Source organism: Runella sp., assembly GCF_965279615.1.
Lineage (GTDB): Bacteria > Bacteroidota > Bacteroidia > Cytophagales > Spirosomataceae > Runella.
On the sequence record NZ_OZ257252.1, the window covers coordinates 7,023,567 to 7,043,402 of the forward strand.

Genomic DNA, 19,836 nt, shown 5'->3' on the forward strand with positions numbered 1-19,836 from the left:
ATTACACATTTAAGGAATCCTGTAATGCCATGTATTTTTTGTATTTATCTTCCGAAAATAAAGACGGATTCGGGTACAAAGCCTTTTTAGCAAAGGGAGTGAGTTCGATTTGATTTTTGACTTTTTGGACAAAATCAGGATTTGAAAGCGCATATTTACCAATGGCCAACAAATCAGCCTGTTGTGTATCCAATAATGATTGAGACAAGTTCAAATCATGCAATCCTCCATTGGCAATCACGGGAATGCTTAATATAGTTTTGGCCAAGCCCGTCAGCGAAGTGCCGTCATCGTAGCGGCTTTCAGCTTCCCATCCATAATGCTCCGCCGCAACGTGCAGATAATCAATCGAAACTTTTTTGATTTCCGTTAAAATTTCTTTAGCTGCCTGACTGCCATTTTCCCATCGGTACGACAGATTGTTGACTTTCCCTTCGGAAATTCGCAATCCGATGATAAAATCTTTGGGTACAACTTCCCTGATTTTATGGATGATTTCCAAAACGATACGAAGCCGATTTTCGATAGTACCGCCGTATCGGTCGTTTCTCAAATTAAGATAAGGAGTAATGAATTGGTCCAAAAGGTAGCCATTGGCACCGTGCAATTCAACGCCGTTGAAGCCGGCTTCTGCGGCATTGACGGAAGAGTTTGCAAATCCATCAATCACATTTTGGATATCTTCCTGCGTCATTTTTTGGGGAATAGGAAAGGCACCGCTTCCTCCGCCGTACTGAGGTAGCTTATTTCCTAATGGAACAATGACAGAAGGCGCTTTGGTAATTGACAACATTTGAGAAATCGAACCCGCATGCATCAATTGAGCAATGATGATTGCACCGTGTTTCTTAACGTTCGAAGTGATTTTTTGCCAACCTTCGATCTGTAGATCATTGACGATGCCCGGCTGATTGGGGTATGATTGGGAATAAAGTGCATCGGTATAAATGCCTTCGGTAATGATTCCTCCAAAACCTCCTTTGGCAAATTCGGTATAATAATCAAGCATTTCGACGGTGGGAATGCCCTGTAAGTCAGCACTTACGCGTGTCATGGGCGCTACCAGAAATCGGTTGCTGATTTCCTGCGTATTTAGTTGTGTTTTGTCGAAAAACGTTTTCATGGAAATTGTTTAAAAGTACACCGCAAACGTACTTTTGAACAATTTCTTAAAACTTAAGCTACCTTAAGATTTTGCAGATTCTTTTTTCTTTGACATCTGACTGAAATATTCCGGCGTGATACCCAGATAGGCCGCAATTCGTTTTTGAGAGATACGTTGTTGTAATTCAGGGTATTTAGCTCGAAATTCTGCGTATTTATTCTCCGCATCTTTAGAGAAATTCTGAATGATTCGGTCTTGCAGCGCAATGCCCGCATTCTCGTTTAAAATTCTAAAAAAACGTTCAAATTTCGGAAAACTCAGGTACAGGGCTTCCAGATTGGGTTTGGAGATTTGAAGCAGAACCGCATCTTCCAACGCAATGATCTCCATGCGTGATTCTTCTTCTTTTTTGAAACTCTTAAAATCGCTGACCCACCAATCTTCGTGCGGAAAATAAAGTGTATGCAACCGACCTGAATCATCCAAAATGGCTGTTTGAAAAAGACCTTTCAAGATATAGCTTTCATACTTACACACCTGAAAAGGCCGCACCAAATAGTCTTTTTTCTTGAGGTGTTTTACAGAGAAATAAGAGAGAATATAGTCGAATTCTTCATCATTGACGGGAATGATGCGTTGAAGATGCGATTGAAAAACCGAGACGTTTTCGTTGCTATTTGTTTTCATACAGCAGCTTACAATTCAATGATTTGGCCTTGCACAGCTACCTGATACCCTTCTTTCAGTACAGCATTTCGTTGGGGAGTGTCGGGGTGCAACAAAGGATTTGTGTGATTGAAATGCGTAAAAAACACCTTTTGCCTTTCTGTTTTGGGCAATTTTTCCAATAGCTTCATGGTTTCCGAAACAAACGGATGCGGCACTTCGCTCATGGGGCGAGGTATTTCGCCATCGGCAAAGAACGTAGCATCAATAAAAGCATAATCGGCGGCTTTGACCACATCGTTCAGGTCTTTCTTCCAAAGACTCCATTTGTCAATGTCGGGAATGTATACAAAGGTCTTATTGTTCGTTCGAATTCGAAAACCGACCGTTTCGGAATATTCAGCCCGGTGAGGAACGGTAAAAGGCCGGATGCTGATGCGGTCATTCAACACAATGGAGGTGCTGTCGGTCATGGGTTGAATATCAATGTTTTTCAAACTCACCAACTGGCTCCAGGGCCCGTTGTTTTCCAGAAATCGTTGCATCAGCGGCATGGCGTAGACCTTTACGTTTTTAGCGCCCAAGGCCTCCCGCCCTAAGTGCATCAGTCCCGTGTAATGCCCGATGTGGGCGTGGGTCAGAAAAATCCCTGCCAGTTCGTTAGAGGCGTTTTGGGTATTGGTTTTGAGTAATTGCAATTGGTATTTAAAGTCAGGGGTGGCGTCGATCAACCATCGTTGTTTGGTTTGAGGGTCTACAATTGCCAAGCTTGTTACGTACAGCGGCGGCCGCCTCCCTTCCCATGCATCCATGCAGTTGGGTGTGTTGCATCCTGCCTGCGGATAGCCACCATCCTGCGTTATGCCCAAGACCAAAATGTAGGGAGATTGAGCGTAGGCGAAGGTACTGAAGAGTAATAAGAAGCAGAGGAGACGGCGCATGAGAAAAAAGATTTGATCTATTAAATTGTAAGAAAGCACAGTTGAAATTAGTAATGGATCAGACCTAACTCCACCAACTTTTTTTTGAATTCCGGAGAATCAGCGTTTACTTTTCGATTTTTTATCCCTTGCCCTAGCCCATATATGAAAGGGCCGGGTCTATTACTCCACCCTCGACCAAACTCTCTTGGTTGATAGCCTGCGATCATACCAATAATTAATAATTTTTCCTCTTTGGTTGGTCGATTAATGATTAAGTCAACACAAGGAAAGATTTTGTCAGGGGTTTTGTATACTTTATCCGTTATTTCATAAATGATATTTTCCCGTCCGGTTATTTCTTCTTTGTGGTAAGCAATCCATTCAAACGTTAACTTATAATTAGCGAAGCTTTTATCAGCGTATAATTCTGCATAAAGAATTAATTCGCTAATGGTTTTATCTACAAATTGTAAAAACTCTTCAAGCGTCATGGACATTAAATTATAGTAAAACCATTATGACCTTTAGTTAAAAAGTTACTTCTTAAACGTTTCTTTTGCTAAAACTATAGCCGTTATTATATTCACATCTCAGATTCTTTCAAACGAATTTAGGCAAAACTTCCTTTGTTTGAAAAATTAGCTTCCCTAACTTCGCGCGTAGTAAATGACCTGTTGACGAAATCCCATGCAAAACCCTGCCGACCGCATAAACGAACTTACCGATCTGCTCAATTATTTTAACCACCGATACTATCAGGACAGCATATCGGAAATCAGTGATTTTGAGTTTGATACACTCCTTCGGGAATTGACTGAATTGGAAAATCAACACCCTGATATGAGGCGTGATGATTCGCCGAGCTTGCGGGTAGGAGGGGGAATAACGAAGAATTTTACAACGGTCTATCACCGTTACCCGATGCTTTCGCTCGGAAATACGTACAACGAACAGGACCTGCGTGATTTTGATGAGCGTGTTCGAAAAGGCCTTTACGGAGAGGCGTATGAATACATTTGCGAATTGAAATTTGACGGTATCTCGCTCAGTATGACCTACGAAAACGGTGTTTTGAAGCGTGCGGTAACGCGCGGCGACGGTACACGCGGTGATGATATTACAGGTAATGTGCGAACTATTAAAACCTTGCCCTTGAAGATCAGCGGCCGGGCGGATGTGTTGCCGCCTGCGGTATTTGAAGTGCGCGGCGAAGGTTTTATGCCGATTGCGTCGTTTGAAAAACTCAACAAAGACTTGGAGGCTGCCGACGAGCCCACCTATGCCAATCCTCGAAACGCAGCTTCGGGAGCCTTTAAATTACAGGATTCGGCTGAGTCGGCACGGCGCGGATTGGATTGTTATTTGTACGCCTTTATGTCAGACGAAGCTGTTTTTGAAACCCATGAGCAAAGCTTGCTTACCCTGAAAAAGTGGGGCTTTAACGTGTCGCCGGGTTGGTGTAAATGCGCTGATATCGACGAAGTGTTGGCTTACATTCACGAATGGGAAACGAAGCGACACACGTTGCCGTTGGCTACCGATGGTATTGTTATTAAGATCAATTCGATAGCGCAACAGCGCGAATTAGGCTTTACGGCCAAAAGTCCACGGTGGGCGATTTCTTTCAAATACAAAGCTGAAAATAAGGCAGGTGTTTTGAAATCCGTTTCGTACCAAGTAGGACGCACCGGCGCGCTCACTCCTGTCGCTAACTTAGACAATCTAAACGAAGACGGAAAAGGTCTGCAACTTTCCGGCACACGGGTAAAACGCGCTTCATTGCACAATGCCAACGAGATAGAGCGCTTGGGTCTGATGCTCAACGACGTAGTATTTGTAGAAAAAGGCGGTGAGATCATCCCCAAAATAACAGGCGTAGACCTTGTGGTACGGACGACCCGTCCGTTATACCCAATCATTTACCCCACCAACTGCCCCGAATGCGGTACCGAACTTGTTCGAAAAGAAAATGAAGCGAATCACTATTGCCCTAACGAGCGCGGATGCCCTCCCCAATTGCGCGGCAAAGTGGAGCACTTTATTCACCGCAAAGCCATGAATATTGACAGCTTGGGTGAAGGAAAAATAGAATTATTGTTTGACAAAAACCTCATTCAGACCCCGGCCGATCTGTATGATTTGACCTACGAAAAACTCTTTGGATTGGAAAAAGTGATTACCGACGAAGAAACGGGAAAGACCAAAAAGATCGGTTTCAAAGAAAAAACCGTTGAAAATATCCTGAAAGGCATTGAGCAGTCCAAGAACGTGCCTTTCAAACAAGTGCTTTTTGGTATCGGGATTCGCTTTGTGGGAGCCACGGTTGCCGAAAAATTAGCCGCTTATTTCCGTAATATTGATGCACTGATGGCGGCAGATTATGCTACCCTTTGCAACGTACCCGAAATTGGCGGTAAAATAGCCCAAAGCATAGTTGACTATTTTGCTGATCCTGCCAACCGAACCTATATCGAACGTCTGCGTGCGGCAGGCTTGCAGTTTGAAACAGATAATGTGCCGGTAGTGGCTGAATCCAATACATTGGAAGGAAAAAGCTTTTTGTATACCGGAACATTTGCCGGCATGAGCCGCGAAGAATTGGAAGCGAAGATCGAAGCTAATGGTGGAAAATTGCTCAGCGGTGTATCGGCCAAGCTGAACTTCCTGATCGTAGGAGAAAAGCCCGGCGCTTCCAAAATCGACAAGGCCACAAGATTAAACGTAAAATTGATCTCAGAAGAAGAGTTCTTGGGGATGCTGACAGTTGATTGATCAAAAAGTTTACCGTTTTCTCTTCAAAGTTCATCCCAAAAAAGTGTATTCTTGCATCCCTGTTACCGGTCAGATCAACCCACATGAAATATGAATCAACGTCTTATATTAAGTAGTCCGCTGTTTGAAATTATGGTTAGTCGTTTGTGTCAGCAACTCATCGAAAATCATGGCGATTTTGCCGATTCAGCAGTATTGGGCTTACAACCGCGCGGTATTTTCTTTGCCGAACGGGTAGTAGCTGAACTTCGCTCAATTACTGATAAACCGATTCCGTTGGGCTACTTGGACGCTACCTTTTACCGCGATGATTTTCGCCGTCGGGAACAATTGAAACCCAACGCTACCAAAGTCAATTTTGTGATTGAAGGAAAGAAGGTCATTTTGATCGACGATGTTCTGGCAACCGGCCGCATGGTACGTGCAGCACTTGACGCCATGCAGGCCTTCGGGCGTCCGCGAAAAGTAGAATTAATGGTATTGATCGACCGCCAATACAGCCGTGAAATACCCGTAGAGCCTGATTATACCGGCATGAAAGTAAACACCTTAGACACACAGCGAGTGCAGGTAGAATGGCGTGAACAGGGTCACGAAGCTGACCGCATTTGGCTGGTAGATTAATCTTCAAAATTCAAAACCATGACCATTGAACAAGCTCAGCAGGAAGTAGATAATTGGATAAAAACCTATGGTGTACGCTATTTCAGTGAACTGACAAACTTGGCTATTCTGACCGAAGAAGTGGGAGAACTCGCCCGAATTGTGGTGCGTACCTACGGCGATCAGTCGTTCAAAAAATCGGATCTGGATAAAAATATGGCCGACGAAATGGCCGATGTACTTTGGGTATTGATGTGTCTTGCCAATCAAACGGGGGTGGATCTGACCGAAGCCTTTCATAAGAACTTGGAAAAGAAAACCAAGCGTGATGCGACAAGGCACCTTGAAAACGATAAGTTGAAGTAACGAGAGGAAAGGAATAATTGAATTTGGTTGAATTGCTCGCTTCTGATTACTGACTCCTCATTCCTGATTATTTGCAATCCAGCTCATACGAATACACGGTTTCCCGTAATACATTATTGTTTGACTTGACTTTTAGGACTCGTAGCGTAGGAACACGTTTGTCGTTGTATTGATAGACTACATCTGTACTTTCTTTCAATAGCGTATAATTGAGCGGATTACGCTTGCTTTGGGCGCGACCGTTGAGCAGATTCAGCAGCTGCATTCCCTCTGAAAAAGCATAGATATTTACTTTGTCATCGTGGTCTCCGTATTCAGCTATTAAACTGTCGGTCGTTTTAGTAGGTAAATGCAGTAGCCATTTTTTGACATTGGCGGCGGTATCGTATTCCCACTTTGATGTGATCCCTTTAGAGGATTGAAGTTCTGAAACCCGATGGTTATCTTTGGTATAAGTGAGTTTCAGCGTATCATCAATAACAGCTCCGGAATTGAAAACCCTGAAAGAATAAATAGTGCTAAGGGTAGTGCGATTGGCGTAATTAAGTTCGTAGATATAACTTTGGTCACGGGTTTGAATATTGGTTTCCCGCAAACGGATCAATGTATTTTCTTTAGAATATTCAAAAGTATATCGTTTGACCACTTGATTCGCAGAAAAATTTGCTGAATATTCCAGCATTCGTACAAGCCTGCGGGTCGAATCATACTCGTAGGTTCTATATAAAACGTTATTGATGCGTTCGGAAAGCAAAATACACGGGGAGATAGCGGTCGAATCAATGCTTGGACCCACTTCATTGTCTTTAGGGCGACAGCCTTTGAAAATGCCAAAGCCAATCATTAAAATAAAAAAAAACCAATAAATAGTAGATTTAGCAAACATAGAACGATCGTGATGACTTAGTTAGAGCGTAACTCAATAATCAGGCAAAAAAAATGCCAACTTAAATACTTTACCCATTTTGGTATACTTTTGATGCAAAATCAAATTAATTAAAAAAAACGATTACATAAGAAGGATTCAAAGGATTTTCAGCAAAAAAAGTGCCTAATTTCAATATCTGTTTCTTTTGTATATAAACGGTCATTTTGAAAATACCAATCTACTATGTCTTCTTTTCATTTTTGTCCACAATGCGGAAAAACTCTTGAAACGACTGAACTAAATCAGCGAGAACGGCTTGTTTGCTCGGAGCGTTGCGGCTATGTACACTGGGACAATCCGCTTCCGGTGGTGGGTGCTATCGTTGAATACGACAATGATACCGTCATTTTGATCCAGAATAAAGGGTGGCCCGCCGAGTGGTTTGGCATCGTGAGCGGTTTTTTAGAAAAAGGAGAATCGCCCGAAGAAGCGGTGTTGCGGGAAGTAAAAGAAGAGTTGGGGCTGGAAGCGGAAATGGTCGAACGGCTGGGTGTGTATTCTTTTTTTCAACGAAATGAGCTCATCATTGCCTATCACGTACGCGCTACGGGGGAAATAATAATGGACGAAGAAGAATTACAGGCGTATAAAATTGTTCCCATCAATAAACTCCGTCCGTGGCCTTTTGGCACCGGAGTGGCCGTAAAGGAATGGTTGGCAAAAAGGACAAAGTAGTATTTTATCCCAATCGTCCAATAAAAAGCAGAAGAGCCGCGAAACCAATCATCAGAAAAAAACGAATGACAAATGAACTGATGCCCGGTGTTGGTTTTTCAATAAGAATTTGAAAGCCAAGCGGTATAAGTGCAGCACAAAGTCCCAAACTGCTGACAACCGATACCCAAGTGCTGCCTTTAAGAACGCCCATCATTAACGCAGACATCGAACCTAAAGCGATGGCGCGAATGATGCCAAGGGTACCGGAAAGATAAGTACCGATGGCAAGCACCACCCATCCAAAAAGAATAAGGGGAGAAAGCGCAGCAACAATGTGAAATGCACCGTAGGAATCAGCCACGACTTTAGTGGCAAGGTCAAGATTTTGTGCGTTTACCAATTGAAAGGCAAGTTGATCAATACCCGCGTGGAAAGTGCGGGCAAAAAGTCCAAAGATAACCATTGTACTACCCCACGTTGCCCAACCCGGATGCGTTTGACCGATCAATCTGGCCAATAGCACGATGGCAGGCCAGAGTAAAATATTTCCTGCTAAAAAGAGCGAATAAGAGGCAGTAATTAAGGTAGGATTCTGCTGATAGGCAGCAAGTTGTTGCGGGAAGAAAAAATGAAATCGGAGCCGTAATAATATACCGGAAAGCAGCAATAACGGGCCGAATATCATCGAAGTACCTCCAATCCACCGACCGGGAAATCGGTAGTTTTCGTCGTTTGGTACATTAAACTTCGAAAAAAAAGAGTTGGCGAGTGTTTTGATATTCATGCCCGTTCTTTTATCAGTTATTGGAAGTAAAACGGAGAAAGCTATACCGGAAACATTGAATGTTTCCTTGCCTGAAAAAACAAATTCGCAGTAACTCGTAAAAATTACTGCGAATTCAGGAATGTCTTTCTATCAGTTATTCACCTTGGCGATGAATGCGACTGACGCCGCTGCTGCTTGCTTTGAGGTTAGGAATATGCCCTAAATTGACCTTGCTTACACCTGAAGCCTGTACATCGCCATTTTGAATGGACATGTGTTCGGTATCCAGCGAACAAGCCCCGGCGAGATCAGCTTCGAGCGTATTGGCATTTCCGTGCAATTCTACTTTGGAAGCTCCCGTTACATCTAACTCTATTTTTTTTGCATTTACATCAAAGTACGCTTTGGAGGCGCCCGAGATGTCCACTTTCAGGGTTCCCAAATCGTTGAAACCTGTTATCTTGCTCAGCGTTGCGCCTGAAAAAGTGATGTTTTCGATGGTTGGAACGGTAATAGTAATACCTATGCGTTTGTTGCGTTCATGAATCTTAACTTTCCGACGGTTTTCAACCCGTAAGGTTCCGTCTTCTACTTTGACTTCTACATCGTCCAGATCGCTTTCGCGGCCGTCAGCCACTACTTTATACACATCGCCTTTTTGAAGACTTACTACAAAGGCACCACCGATCTTTACTTTTTTGAAATCAGTCACGTCAAATTGCTTGACCATTTCCCCTTTGGCATCAAATGAGCGGTCAAACGCTTCATTCAGTCCCGACTCAATGCCATCGCTGATTTCGTCCATGTCGTCCGAATTATTGTGGTCGTCCGAATCATTGTGTACGGCAATGGGGCGGTCAAGACATACCAAGCCTGAATCACGTTTTATCGCCCAACGGATAGTTTTGAACATTTCTCTGTTGTCTTCCAATACATACTCTTTTTGTATTTGATTTCTTACACCCCAGAAGTGGTCGTAAAAATCACGGGTCATGCGGAAAGTTTTATCGTAAGGGAAATATAATGTTAAGCGTACACTTTGTCCACGGAAACGAGGCGATTTGTCGGAAAGGGTAAAGTCTTCGTCAAATACCAGGGTTGAATCGCTTTGTTTGATGTTATAGACAATTTCGGAGGCGTTGCGTTCAGCATCCTGACGTGAACGTCCCTGTGAACGAAATCTAAAGTCTACCTTGGCGTCGGCACTTTCATAACCTTCCAAATCCAAATGGGTATTGTTGTAACCGTTATCAAAGTTGTCTTCATTGATGTCCAGTAAAACGGGCGTTTGCGGCAATTTATAGGTTTGTTCTTTTTCGACCGTGCCTTCGCGGCGGAAGTTTGCCCCGTATCTGAATCCAAAGACGGTGCTGCCCAAAATACCGGCCAAAAACAGACCCAGGAATGTTTGCCAAACTGCCGGCGTAAATTTGTTTTCTTTGGTCAATAATGAGATACCCAACCAAGCCAGCGTAGCAAAAGGAACGCCGATGGCAAAGAATGCGAAGATGTAGGCCACAGGGGAAACTTCACCGATGAAGAAGTTGAGCGGCATGAGGTCGTCGTCAAGACGGCCGAAATCCCATGTGCCTAAGCCAAATACGGCGAAAAGCGCCGTAATCAACCCTAATAGTGCACCTGCACCGATCACGAACAGTATAAGTCCGGCAAAGATACGCATGATGACCACCAGAAATTTCATAAGCGGAGTTAACCCGCTGAATACCAACGCTACCGCACGAAAAGGGAACAAAAGAAGCTTGGTGGCTATGTTTTCCTCTTTTTGCTCCGGTTGCATCGCTTTTTTAACGTTTGTTTCAATATTTTCAAGGGTAATAGGCTGTCCTTTCATTTCCATTTTTTCCGTTAATGTGTTGGCTTTCGGGGTGATAAGCCATAAGATGATGTATAACAGAAGCCCTGTTCCGGCAAATAAAATACTCAATACCCACACGAAACGAACCACTCCGAGATCCACTCCAAAATAAGCGGCTACTCCTGCAGCTACCCCGCCCACTACTTTCTGATCGGGATTACGGTAAAATTTCTTGATGTTTTTGTCTTCTTCAAGCACATCGGAGCCCGGAAAAGAAACCCAGCAGGCGATGTATAATAAGAATGAAAATCCACTCAATGGCCCGAATACATCTACGCCGTCGCCTCCGAAGAGTCCTCCGCTGATGGCGGGCAGTCCCATGAAGAAAAGCAGGAAGAGCAGGCGAATGAAAAGCGGGTCAACATTGAAATAATGGGCGATTCCTGCACAAACGCCACCCAATAATTTCCGTTTGGTATCACGCACCAGTTTACGGGGCGGTGCATACGTCGTACTTTTGGGAAGTACCGGTTCGGCTTTCCCTGCTGAAGTTTGGCTGAAACCGGTTGATGCCTGGCTGCTTGCTGCTGCTTCTGTGGCCAAATCTTCTTCTTCTTCAATGGCTTCAAAATCGGCCACCGTTCCCATACTTTTGATAAGTTCCTCTACATCTTCGAGCGCGATCACCTGCTTGTCAGCGGTTTTTTGCTTGTTCAAAAACTTCTCGGCGATACGTCCTTCGATGTCAGAGATGATCTCTTTACTGTCTTCGTACGATGCAAAGTATTTCTGGATGGAATTGAGGTAATTTCTTAATTTATCGTAGCCGTCCTCTTCGATGTAAAAAATCAGACCGGCGATATTTATGCTGATAGTCTTTTTCATGGCAATGAATGCTTGCGCATCAGTTAACAGTTTTCCTTGTTTGTTAAATGTTAGTTGGTTGGCTGCTGGTCTTTTTTTGCTCCTAAATCCTGTGTTTTTACCACAATCGTATTAACAGAGTCAGAAAGCTCAATCCAAGTTGTTTGCATTTCGTCCAAAAACTGTTTACCCATATCGGTCAGTATGTAATACTTCCGCGGTGGACCGGAGGAGGATTCGACCCATTTGTAATCGAGCAGGCCCGAATTTTTGAGCCGAGTGAGTAGGGGATAAAGCGTGCCTTCTACGACCATAATTTTGGCGGAGGTCAGTTCATCGAGCATATCGGAAGCGTACACTTCGCCCCGAGAAATGATGTGCATAATGCAGAATTCCAAGATTCCTTTTCGCATCTGCACTTGAGCGTTCTCAATATTCATGCTGTTGTCATGTTTTGGAAATTTTTGATTGAACGTCATGGCTGTAAAGGTTTGTCATGGGTAGTCATAAGGTTGTCTTTACTGACTTTTTCTGACAACCTTATGACTAATCATGACCGGTACTTGTTTAAAATGGCTGTAATAATAGGTAATCAATGGTACAAAGTTAATGTAAGGTACTTTGTGATGCAAGGTACTTGGCTAATTTTTTAATTTTTATTTTGGAAGCGGTAAAAATCAAGGATGAACGGATTAAAATCGGGGGTGGGGAAAAATAACCACACCTTCTGAAAAATTACTGCACCTTTTGACAGGTTTGCCGTACCTTTGCGAAGGTTATGACGACTGCTTTCACCCGTTAATTTCCCCTCATTATGTATTCCATCAACTTCAAAGAGATACTTTCCGTTACCTTGATTTTATTTTCTGTCATTGATATTTTAGGTTCTATTCCGGTCATCATTGACCTTCGAAAAAAAGCGGGAGAGATCAACGCCCGGCGCGCCACCCTGGTGTCCGGCGGAATGATGATCGCGTTTCTGTACTTAGGAAAAGAAATTCTCAAACTGTTTGGCGTAGACGTAGCCTCTTTTGCCGTGGCGGGTGCGTTGATCCTGTTTTTGATCGGTTTGGAAATGATCTTAGGTAGAAATATATTTAAGCATGATGCGGTTCACAGCAATGCCACCTCTATCGTTCCGATTGCGTTTCCGATGATCGCCGGAGCAGGAACCATGACCACGATCCTGTCGCTGAAAGCGGCGTATCAGGAAATCAATATCATTATCGCCATTCTGATCAACCTTGTGTTTATCTATCTGGTGTTGCGCTCATCGGCGTGGATCGAGCGGCTACTCGGTGTAGCAGGAACGGATGTATTGCGCAAGATTTTCGGCTTGATCTTGGTGGCTATTTCCATTAAATTGTTTCGCAGTACGCTGTAATCACGCAAAGAAGCAGTGTTTTTTCTTGACCTCTTAGCGTCTCTGCGTGAATTTTAGACTCTTTTAACCCACCAAATTTGGACATTTTTATTGCTTCGTTGGCGGCCTTATTGGCAGGCTTTGTAGATTCCATTGTTGGCGGCGGGGGCTTGGTACAAGTGCCTGCACTGTTTATTTTGTTTCCTCATTTCTCCGTTTCGCAAGTGATCGGCACGAATCGTTTTGCGTCGTTTGTGGGTACAAGCGTAGCAGGGTACCAATATGCCCGTAAAGTTGCAGTGCCTTGGCGTGTGGTGTTTATTACCGCCGTTGGCACAGCCCTGATGTCATTTCTGGGTGCTACCATCGCCAGCCACATGAAAGCAGAAGTGCTGAAACCCATCATTTTATTTCTGATGGCAGCCATTGCCATTTATTCCTATTCCAACAAAACCTTAGGACAAGACGAAAGCCTGCCCGTATCGGTTGTTCGTCTGCAATGGTACGCGTTGCTGATCGGCATGGCAACAGGATTTTACAATGGTTTTGTGGGTCCGGGCACGGGCAGTTTGCTGGTATTTGGATTTGTGAGTGTGATCGGGTATCAATTCCTGCGGGCGTCGGCGGTGGCCAAGATCATCAATGTCGTTGCGGATGTTGCTTCACTGGTATTTTTTGTGTGGCAGGGGTATGTTGCCTTTGAGATTGCTTTGCCCATGATGGTCTGTAATGTATTGGGCGCTTATTTGGGAAGTCGTTTGGCGATCTTACGCGGCAATGCCTTCATTCGAAACGTATTTTTAGTCGTTGTTTTTGGCCTGATTCTTCGTTTTGGGTACGATGTTTTAAGAATGTTTACCGGATAAGGCGCATTTTTGCTTGGGATTTGAGAATCCCAAGCGCCGGGTTTGAGAACCCGGCGGCACAGCCCAAGGTGTTTTCGGGTTCTCAAACCCGAAAGAGCCGCCCGCGATTTGTAAGGCTAAGCGTTAAACGATTTTTTATTAAATCGATGCGTTTTTATGCTTCACTACCTAACTATTCACTTCATTTTAAATAAATTAAAGAATATAATTGAATAGTAATAAAAAAGCGACTATTATTGTGTTTAGTTGACACATTTAAAATGAATAAATACGCGCACTCCACTCGACTGTTGGTGGCCATTGATTGTATCATTTTTGGTTTTGATGGAGAAGAACTGAAATTGCTGTTGATCAAGCGCCGTTTTGAACCTGAAAAAGGCAAGTGGTCGTTGATGGGGGGATTTGTCAATACCGAAGAGGATTTGGAAGTTGGCGCCGAACGGATTCTACACGAACTGACGGGGCTTCATAACATTTATGTGGAGCAATTGCAGACCTTCGGCAAAGTGGATCGTGATCCTGTAGAGCGCACCATTTCGGTAGGATTTTTTGCCCTTATTAACATTCATAAGCACGATGAAGAGTCGGTAAAAGCGCATAATGCCTGTTGGATCAGTTTTAAACAGATGCCAAAGTTGATCTTTGACCACGAAAAAATGGTTCAAATTGCGCTCGAACGCCTGCGTTATAAAGCCGCTTTGCATCCCATCGGGTTTGAATTATTGCCCGAACAATTTACCATTCCCCAATTACAGAAATTATATGAAGCTATTTATGATGTAAAACTCGACCGCCGCAATTTCAGTCGTAAGATTTTGTCAACCGGAATACTGTTGGATACGGGTGAAAAGAACGCAAATTCGACCACAAAAAAGGCGATCATGTACCGTTTGGATAAAGAAAAATACGAAAGCAACTTTCATAATTTTTGGTACTTTATGCCTGTCATGTAAATGCATAGCACCGTTGCAAAAAAATAAAAAAACAATGCAAGATCAGTACGTTATTGGAGTAGATTATGGGACCGATTCGGTTCGCGCGTTGGTCGTGAATGCCCACACGGGCGAAGCCGTTGGAACGCATGTATTTGAATACCCGCGTTGGAAAAAGGGGATGTATTGCGCCCCCGAAATTTCACAGTTTCGCCAGCATCCGCTGGATTATTTGGAAGGGTTGGAAGAAACGATCAAAGGTGCATTGGCGAATGTACCTGATGAAGTTCGTCGGAATATTAAAGGAATTTCGGTAGATACAACGGGTTCTACACCTGTGGCGGTCGATAAAAACGGTACGCCGTTGGCGCTCCTGCCTGAGTTTGGAGATAATCCCAACGGAATGTTCATTCTTTGGAAAGACCATACGGGCAATGCCGAAGCGGAAGAGATCAATCAATTGGCGCATCATTGGGATGTGGATTATACCAAATACGTGGGAGGAATTTATTCTTCCGAATGGTACTGGTCTAAAATCCTGCGGACAATGCGGGTTGACAGCAAAGTGCGCGCACAGGCATTTTCGTGGGTAGAACATTGTGACTGGATCTCGGCGGTATTGACCGGCAATACCGATCCGTTGACGTTGAAACGTTCACGTTGCGCTGCCGGTCATAAAGCGATGTGGAATGATGAATTTCACGGACTGCCTTCTGAGGAATTCTTGGTCAAACTTGATCCGCAACTGGCAGGATTACGCCAGCGTTTATTTAAAGATACATACACTTCTGACGAAGCAATGGGGACGATCTCGGCAGAATGGGCCACGAAACTGGGCATTCCTGCCGATATAATAATCGGCGTAGGAGCTTTTGATGCGCACATGGGCGCAGTAGGAGCTGAAATTGAGCCTTACACGTTTGTGCGGGTAATGGGTACTTCCACCTGTGACATGCTCATTGCTCCCAATGAAGCTATCGGGCATTTGTTGATTCGCGGTATTTGCGGTCAGGTAGACGGATCCATCATTCCGGGCATGTTGGGCATGGAAGCGGGACAATCGGCTTTTGGTGATCTGTACGCCTGGTTTCAACAGGTAATTGTGGAGCCCGTCAGAGTACTTTTAGGAGAGTCGGAAGCAGAATTATTGCGTAAAAAATTGATTCCTTATTTGTCGGAGCAAGCTGCTAAATTGCCCGTTACGGAAAATGACCCTGTGGCGTTGGATTGGATCAACGGTCGCCGTACACCTGATGCGAATCATACGTTAAAAGCAACTGTTTCGGGTATGAATTTGAGCACCGATGCGGTGAAGATCTTCAAAGCGTTGGTGGAAGCAACTGCATTTGGTTCGAGAGCCATTGTTGACCGATTTTTCCGGGAAGGTGTTGCCATCAAAAAAGTCATTGGTATTGGAGGGGTTGCCAAAAAATCACCTTTTGTGATGCAAACTTTGGCCGATGTACTTAATATGCCCATTAAAGTAGCGAGTTCGGATCAGGCATGTGCTTTAGGGGCGGCTATGTGTGCAGCCGTGGCGGCAGGAATTCATCCCGCCATGAAAGCGGCACAGGAAGCAATGGGTTCAGGATTTGATGCCGAATACCATCCCAACCCGGATAAAGTGGAAGTGTATCAACGATTGTATCAAAAATACGTGAAATTAGGCGCTTTTGTAGAAAAAGAACTATAATACTGCATCGCTTAAAGTATAGTGCGTAAGCCGTTCCTTGAAAAATAACCTTTGAGAAATGATTAATTTAACGTTCAATCGACAGATCTATGCCTTACGTATTGATTGGGTTTTGCTTGATTCAAACGGTTTTGATGGCGCAAAGAATGACATATCAGGACACTTTCGAGGGTGAGCTGGACACAACTGCGTGGTGTGTGCGAAGCGGTTCCAAACAGCGAATTGCACCGGAAAACGGACGGCTTTTGATGGATGTAAGTGATGCGGCGACGGTTTGGTTCAGGAAAAAATTGGCAGGAAACTGGACGGTCGAGTTTGATCGTGCGGTATTGGTTGAAGGAAAACCAAATGACAGATTAGCTGACGTAAATTTTTTTTGGCAAGCCGGCAATCCTCATGATGCAGCGTTTACCGAACGATCTTCCGCGAATGATGATTCTTTAAGCCTTTATTATGCACAGATCGGAGGAAATAGAAACACAACTACGCAATTTCTAAAATACCACGGAGACGGCGAGCGGGCATTACTGCTGGAATATACAGATGCTTCCCATTTACTTACGGCAAACAAATTGTATCATTTTCAGATCACAATGCAAAATAAAGTAACGCAGGTCTACGTCAATGACCGACTGTTTTTCAGTTTCACGGATGACGAGCCTTTGACCAACGGGTATTTTGGATTCAATACCACCAAGTCGAGGCAAGTAATAGATAATTTTAAAGTCGTTTCATTTAATTAATAACATGCTCAAACAATTTGAAGTCTGGTTTGTCACAGGAAGCCAGCATTTGTACGGTGAAGAAACGCTGCGTCAGGTAGACGAGCACTCAAAGGTCATTGCAGATTCGTTCAATGATTCCTCTCAAATTCCTGTGCGTGTGGTGTTTAAGCCCGTTGTGAAAACACCCGATGAAATCTATGCTATTTGTCAGGAAGCCAACGTTGCGCCCAATTGCATCGGTATTATTGCGTGGATGCATACGTTCTCGCCCGCTAAAATGTGGATTCGGGGATTGAATGTGCTCAAAAAACCATTACTGCATTTGCACACGCAGTTTAACCGCGATATTCCGTTCAACGACATTGACATGGATTTTATGAACCTTAATCAATCGGCGCACGGCGACCGTGAATTTGGGTTTATCATGTCGCGGATGCGCCTGAACCGCAAAGTAGTAGTGGGGCATTGGCAGCAAGCCGATGTGCTTGAACAGATCAACGTGTGGAGCAGGGTAGCGGCGGCCAAGTACGAAATGCAAACGATGAAAGTGGTGCGTTTTGGCGATAACATGCGGCAAGTGGCTGTGACCGATGGCGACAAAGTAGCGGCTGAAATGACCTTTGGTTTTTCGGTAAATACACATGGCGTGGGAGATTTGGTCAAGTACATCAACCAAATTTCAGAGGCGGATATTTTTACGCTGATGCAGGAATACGAAGACACTTACGAACTCATGGATTCGCTCAGAAACGGCGGTTTTATGCGCCAGTCGTTGGTAGAAGCAGCACGTATTGAATTGGGTTTGAAGGCGTTTTTAGAAGAAGGCGGCTTTTCAGCGTATACCAATACCTTCGAAGACCTGCACGGGATGCGCCAACTTCCCGGCATCGGCTCACAACGCATGATGGCGGCGGGTTATGGCTACGGTGGTGAAGGCGATTGGAAAACTTCAGCAATGGTACGTGCCCTGAAAGTAATGGCAAGCGGCATGGAAGGCGGTAATTCTTTCATGGAAGATTATACGTATCATTTCGACCCGACCAATCCGATGGTGCTGGGTTCGCACATGTTGGAAATCTGTCCGACCATTGCCAAAGGAACCGTAAAATGTGAAGTGCATCCGTTGGGGATTGGTGGTAAGGAAGATCCTGTTCGTTTGGTGTTCAACGGTGCCGCAGGGCCGGCGCTCAACGTTTCTTTGATCGACATGGGTAATCGTTTCCGGTTGTTGGTCAACGAAGTGGAAGCCGTTGAGGTGACCGAAGAATTTCCGAAACTGCCCACAGCACGCGCACTTTGGAAACCGCAGCCAAGCATGCAGGTAGGTTTGCAGGCGTGGATTTTGGCGGGAGGGGCGCACCATACCGTTTACAGCCAAAACCTTACGACCGAATACATCGAAGATTTTGCGGATATGTTTGGGGTAGAATTGGTCGTGATCGATAAAAACACGACTATTCGCCAATTGAAAAATGAATTGCGTTGGAGCGAATCAGCTTACCGTACAATCCCATAATATCATGTACAGATCATTACAACAGGAATGCTACGAAGCCAACATGCAGCTGCCTAAACTGGGCTTGGTGCTTTTTACGTTTGGCAATGTGAGCGCCGTAGACCGCGATAGAGCCGTTTTTGCCATCAAACCCAGCGGCGTTCCGTATGAATCTCTGAAACCCGAAGACATTGTCATCATGGATTACGATGCCAAGGTGGTGGAAGGAAAAATGCGCCCGTCGTCGGATACAAAAACGCATGCATTGCTTTATAAAACATGGGACGATATCGGCGGAATCACGCACACCCATAGTACGTATGCGGTGGCTTGGGCGCAGGCAGGATTGGATATTCCCATCTTTGGAACCACTCACGCCGACCATACGCATCAGGATATTCCATGTGCGCCTGTGTTGTCGGATGAAATGATTCAGGGAGATTATGAGTACGAAACGGGCAATCAAATCTTTGGTGTATTTGAGGCCAGAGGACTTTCGCATAAAGAAATGGAAATGGTGCTCCTTCAAAACCACGGACCGTTTACGTGGGGCAAAACCGCCGAGAAATCGGTCTACAACGCGGCGGTCTTGGAAGAAGTGGCACGTATGGCCTATTTGACGTTGCAGATCAATCCTCAAACACCTCGTATCAAAGACACATTACGCATGAAACATTTTGAACGCAAACACGGCAAAAATGCCTATTATGGGCAGGGCTGCTAATACAACCACATAGGCACATAGAACACATAGAGATGGCCTTCGTTCAATAAATTTTTCTATGTGCCCTATGTACCTATGTGGTCGCAATGGAGCCTAATAGGAATGAAAACACAGAGATATTTAGACTTACTTACCTGTGATATTGTAGGTTGCGCCATTGAAGTACATAAAGAATTGGGACCCGGATTATTGGAAAAAGTGTATGAAAGATGTTTTGTTCGAGAATTGCAGACTAAGAAATTACGAGTAGAATATCAGCAATCTTTTCCTATTATGTACAAAAATGAAATGATTGATTGTGATTTGCGATATGATGTTTTAGTAGAAGACCTGATCATCGTTGAATTAAAATCAGTTGAAAAGATGTTGCCACTTTTTGATGCCCAACTTTTAACATATATGAAGCTTCTTAAAAAACCGAAAGGTATCTTAATCAATTTTAATGTAAGTAATATTTTTAAAGAAGGACAAAGAACATTCGTAAACGAATACTTTTCACAATTACCTAAATAATAACCCTGCAACCACATAGGCACATAGGACACATAGTTTTTGAACTTCGTTCAATAGTT

At 44.1% G+C, this 19,836-nt stretch carries 20 protein-coding genes; 12 read left to right on the forward strand and 8 right to left on the reverse strand.

What is annotated here, in order from left to right:
• Position 1: 1 nt before the first annotated feature.
• The 4 genes from ACQY73_RS29520 to ACQY73_RS29535 all read right to left on the reverse strand — a co-directional run bounded on the left by ACQY73_RS29520 (position 2) and on the right by ACQY73_RS29535 (position 3,185).
• Positions 2–1,123 carry a tRNA-dihydrouridine synthase gene (locus ACQY73_RS29520; protein WP_428657767.1) on the reverse strand — a complete coding sequence of 374 codons (1,122 nt, stop codon included), beginning with the start codon at positions 1,121–1,123 and terminating at the stop codon, positions 2–4.
• Between the two features lie 63 nt (positions 1,124–1,186).
• Positions 1,187–1,792 carry a Crp/Fnr family transcriptional regulator gene (locus ACQY73_RS29525; protein ID WP_428657768.1) on the reverse strand — a complete coding sequence of 202 codons (606 nt, stop codon included), beginning with the start codon at positions 1,790–1,792 and terminating at the stop codon, positions 1,187–1,189.
• A gap of 8 nt (positions 1,793–1,800) precedes the next feature.
• The gene (locus ACQY73_RS29530) at positions 1,801–2,712 is read right to left on the reverse strand and encodes an MBL fold metallo-hydrolase (RefSeq protein ID WP_428657769.1); all 912 of its coding nucleotides are present in this window, start codon (positions 2,710–2,712) and stop codon (positions 1,801–1,803) included.
• Between the two features lie 47 nt (positions 2,713–2,759).
• A complete protein-coding gene (locus ACQY73_RS29535) occupies positions 2,760–3,185 on the reverse strand; it encodes a hypothetical protein (protein ID WP_428657770.1) in 426 nt (141 codons plus the stop codon).
• A 196-nt stretch (positions 3,186–3,381) separates the two neighbouring features.
• Between ACQY73_RS29535 and ligA the strand changes: the two genes are divergently transcribed.
• The 3 genes from ligA to ACQY73_RS29550 all read left to right on the forward strand — a co-directional run bounded on the left by ligA (position 3,382) and on the right by ACQY73_RS29550 (position 6,435).
• On the forward strand, positions 3,382–5,466 hold the full coding sequence (gene ligA, locus ACQY73_RS29540; protein WP_428657771.1) for an NAD-dependent DNA ligase LigA: 2,085 nt from the start codon (positions 3,382–3,384) through the stop codon (positions 5,464–5,466).
• Positions 5,467–5,556: 90 nt separating this feature from the next.
• A complete protein-coding gene (pyrR, locus tag ACQY73_RS29545) occupies positions 5,557–6,090 on the forward strand; it encodes a bifunctional pyr operon transcriptional regulator/uracil phosphoribosyltransferase PyrR (protein WP_428657772.1) in 534 nt (177 codons plus the stop codon).
• Positions 6,091–6,108: 18 nt separating this feature from the next.
• Positions 6,109–6,435 carry a nucleotide pyrophosphohydrolase gene (locus ACQY73_RS29550; RefSeq protein ID WP_428657773.1) on the forward strand — a complete coding sequence of 109 codons (327 nt, stop codon included), beginning with the start codon at positions 6,109–6,111 and terminating at the stop codon, positions 6,433–6,435.
• A 67-nt stretch (positions 6,436–6,502) separates the two neighbouring features.
• On the opposite strand, the gene ACQY73_RS29555 is transcribed toward ACQY73_RS29550, so the two are convergent.
• Positions 6,503–7,321: a hypothetical protein gene (locus tag ACQY73_RS29555; RefSeq protein ID WP_428657774.1), complete on the reverse strand. Its 819-nt coding sequence runs from the start codon at positions 7,319–7,321 to the stop codon at positions 6,503–6,505.
• A gap of 225 nt (positions 7,322–7,546) precedes the next feature.
• On the opposite strand from ACQY73_RS29555, the gene ACQY73_RS29560 reads away from it, so the two are divergent.
• Complete coding sequence (locus ACQY73_RS29560) at positions 7,547–8,038, forward strand: NUDIX domain-containing protein (protein WP_428657775.1); 492 nt, start codon at positions 7,547–7,549, stop codon at positions 8,036–8,038.
• A gap of 4 nt (positions 8,039–8,042) precedes the next feature.
• On the opposite strand, the gene ACQY73_RS29565 is transcribed toward ACQY73_RS29560, so the two are convergent.
• The 3 genes from ACQY73_RS29565 to ACQY73_RS29575 all read right to left on the reverse strand — a co-directional run bounded on the left by ACQY73_RS29565 (position 8,043) and on the right by ACQY73_RS29575 (position 11,906).
• Positions 8,043–8,804 (reverse strand): hypothetical protein, encoded by a 762-nt coding sequence (locus tag ACQY73_RS29565; RefSeq protein WP_428657776.1) that lies wholly within the window; start codon positions 8,802–8,804, stop codon positions 8,043–8,045.
• A 136-nt stretch (positions 8,805–8,940) separates the two neighbouring features.
• On the reverse strand, positions 8,941–11,487 hold the full coding sequence (locus ACQY73_RS29570) for a PspC domain-containing protein (RefSeq protein ID WP_428657777.1): 2,547 nt from the start codon (positions 11,485–11,487) through the stop codon (positions 8,941–8,943).
• A gap of 50 nt (positions 11,488–11,537) precedes the next feature.
• Complete coding sequence (locus ACQY73_RS29575; protein ID WP_428668558.1) at positions 11,538–11,906, reverse strand: PadR family transcriptional regulator; 369 nt, start codon at positions 11,904–11,906, stop codon at positions 11,538–11,540.
• Positions 11,907–12,280: 374 nt separating this feature from the next.
• Here ACQY73_RS29575 and ACQY73_RS29580 point away from each other — a divergent pair, with 374 nt between their 5' ends.
• From ACQY73_RS29580 to ACQY73_RS29615, 8 genes are all read left to right on the forward strand, one after another.
• Entirely contained in the window at positions 12,281–12,850 is a 570-nt protein-coding gene (locus tag ACQY73_RS29580) for a MarC family protein (RefSeq protein ID WP_428657778.1), read from the forward strand.
• Between the two features lie 77 nt (positions 12,851–12,927).
• Positions 12,928–13,695 (forward strand): sulfite exporter TauE/SafE family protein, encoded by a 768-nt coding sequence (locus ACQY73_RS29585; protein ID WP_428657779.1) that lies wholly within the window; start codon positions 12,928–12,930, stop codon positions 13,693–13,695.
• Between the two features lie 260 nt (positions 13,696–13,955).
• On the forward strand, positions 13,956–14,648 hold the full coding sequence (locus tag ACQY73_RS29590) for an NUDIX hydrolase (RefSeq protein ID WP_428657780.1): 693 nt from the start codon (positions 13,956–13,958) through the stop codon (positions 14,646–14,648).
• 34 nt (positions 14,649–14,682) lie between these two features.
• On the forward strand, positions 14,683–16,320 hold the full coding sequence (locus tag ACQY73_RS29595) for a ribulokinase (protein ID WP_428657781.1): 1,638 nt from the start codon (positions 14,683–14,685) through the stop codon (positions 16,318–16,320).
• Between the two features lie 89 nt (positions 16,321–16,409).
• Positions 16,410–17,063, forward strand: coding sequence for a DUF6250 domain-containing protein (locus ACQY73_RS29600; RefSeq protein ID WP_428657782.1), 654 nt, complete (start codon positions 16,410–16,412; stop codon positions 17,061–17,063).
• A gap of 4 nt (positions 17,064–17,067) precedes the next feature.
• Positions 17,068–18,561 carry an L-arabinose isomerase gene (gene araA / locus ACQY73_RS29605; RefSeq protein WP_428657783.1) on the forward strand — a complete coding sequence of 498 codons (1,494 nt, stop codon included), beginning with the start codon at positions 17,068–17,070 and terminating at the stop codon, positions 18,559–18,561.
• A gap of 4 nt (positions 18,562–18,565) precedes the next feature.
• Positions 18,566–19,264, forward strand: a complete 699-nt coding sequence (locus tag ACQY73_RS29610) for an L-ribulose-5-phosphate 4-epimerase (RefSeq protein ID WP_428657784.1) — start codon at positions 18,566–18,568, stop codon at positions 19,262–19,264.
• 102 nt (positions 19,265–19,366) lie between these two features.
• A complete protein-coding gene (locus ACQY73_RS29615) occupies positions 19,367–19,777 on the forward strand; it encodes a GxxExxY protein (RefSeq protein ID WP_428657785.1) in 411 nt (136 codons plus the stop codon).
• The last annotated feature ends 59 nt before the right edge of the window (positions 19,778–19,836 follow it).

Excerpts from the sequence above, each read along its gene's own strand:
- ACQY73_RS29520 (WP_428657767.1), bottom strand. The coding sequence starts at position 1,123 with ATGAAAACGTTTTTCGACAAAACACAACTAAATACGCAGGAAATCAGC.
- ACQY73_RS29525 (WP_428657768.1), bottom strand. The coding sequence starts at position 1,792 with ATGAAAACAAATAGCAACGAAAACGTCTCGGTTTTTCAATCGCATCTT.
- ACQY73_RS29530 (WP_428657769.1), bottom strand. The coding sequence starts at position 2,712 with ATGCGCCGTCTCCTCTGCTTCTTATTACTCTTCAGTACCTTCGCCTAC.
- ACQY73_RS29535 (WP_428657770.1), bottom strand. The coding sequence starts at position 3,185 with ATGACGCTTGAAGAGTTTTTACAATTTGTAGATAAAACCATTAGCGAA.
- ligA (WP_428657771.1), top strand. The coding sequence starts at position 3,382 with ATGCAAAACCCTGCCGACCGCATAAACGAACTTACCGATCTGCTCAAT.
- pyrR (WP_428657772.1), top strand. The coding sequence starts at position 5,557 with ATGAATCAACGTCTTATATTAAGTAGTCCGCTGTTTGAAATTATGGTT.
- ACQY73_RS29550 (WP_428657773.1), top strand. The coding sequence starts at position 6,109 with ATGACCATTGAACAAGCTCAGCAGGAAGTAGATAATTGGATAAAAACC.
- ACQY73_RS29555 (WP_428657774.1), bottom strand. The coding sequence starts at position 7,321 with ATGTTTGCTAAATCTACTATTTATTGGTTTTTTTTTATTTTAATGATT.
- ACQY73_RS29560 (WP_428657775.1), top strand. The coding sequence starts at position 7,547 with ATGTCTTCTTTTCATTTTTGTCCACAATGCGGAAAAACTCTTGAAACG.
- ACQY73_RS29565 (WP_428657776.1), bottom strand. The coding sequence starts at position 8,804 with ATGAATATCAAAACACTCGCCAACTCTTTTTTTTCGAAGTTTAATGTA.
- ACQY73_RS29570 (WP_428657777.1), bottom strand. The coding sequence starts at position 11,487 with ATGAAAAAGACTATCAGCATAAATATCGCCGGTCTGATTTTTTACATC.
- ACQY73_RS29575 (WP_428668558.1), bottom strand. The coding sequence starts at position 11,906 with ATGAATATTGAGAACGCTCAAGTGCAGATGCGAAAAGGAATCTTGGAA.
- ACQY73_RS29580 (WP_428657778.1), top strand. The coding sequence starts at position 12,281 with ATGTATTCCATCAACTTCAAAGAGATACTTTCCGTTACCTTGATTTTA.
- ACQY73_RS29590 (WP_428657780.1), top strand. The coding sequence starts at position 13,956 with ATGAATAAATACGCGCACTCCACTCGACTGTTGGTGGCCATTGATTGT.
- ACQY73_RS29595 (WP_428657781.1), top strand. The coding sequence starts at position 14,683 with ATGCAAGATCAGTACGTTATTGGAGTAGATTATGGGACCGATTCGGTT.
- ACQY73_RS29600 (WP_428657782.1), top strand. The coding sequence starts at position 16,410 with ATGCCTTACGTATTGATTGGGTTTTGCTTGATTCAAACGGTTTTGATG.
- araA (WP_428657783.1), top strand. The coding sequence starts at position 17,068 with ATGCTCAAACAATTTGAAGTCTGGTTTGTCACAGGAAGCCAGCATTTG.
- ACQY73_RS29610 (WP_428657784.1), top strand. The coding sequence starts at position 18,566 with ATGTACAGATCATTACAACAGGAATGCTACGAAGCCAACATGCAGCTG.
- ACQY73_RS29615 (WP_428657785.1), top strand. The coding sequence starts at position 19,367 with ATGAAAACACAGAGATATTTAGACTTACTTACCTGTGATATTGTAGGT.